Genomic DNA, 272 nt, shown 5'->3' on the forward strand with positions numbered 1-272 from the left:
GTTCAACCGTATCGCCGGGGAAAACTGCCTCTACTTCGAAACCGGACAAGGCTCTGCGCTATCCGCTGGCGCTAACTTCGGCGCAGACCAGGTAACGATGGAAGCACGTAACTACGGGCTGGCGCGTCATTACGATCCGTTTATCGTCAACACCGTGGTCGGCTTTATTGGGCCGGAGTATCTCTACAACGACCGCCAGATTATCCGTGCTGGCTTAGAAGATCACTTTATGGGCAAGCTGAGCGGCATCTCTATGGGCTGTGACTGCTGTT

Annotated in this window: 1 protein-coding gene; it reads left to right on the forward strand. The window is 54.8% G+C overall.

The window, feature by feature from the left end; genetic code table 11:
• Positions 1 to 272, forward strand: a 272-nt coding sequence (gene eutB / locus EOS_RS42960) for an ethanolamine ammonia-lyase subunit EutB (protein WP_047898340.1), incomplete at both ends; no start/stop codon positions are given.

This window comes from Caballeronia mineralivorans PML1(12) (genome assembly GCF_001028175.1).
Classification (GTDB): domain Bacteria; phylum Pseudomonadota; class Gammaproteobacteria; order Burkholderiales; family Burkholderiaceae; genus Caballeronia; species Caballeronia mineralivorans.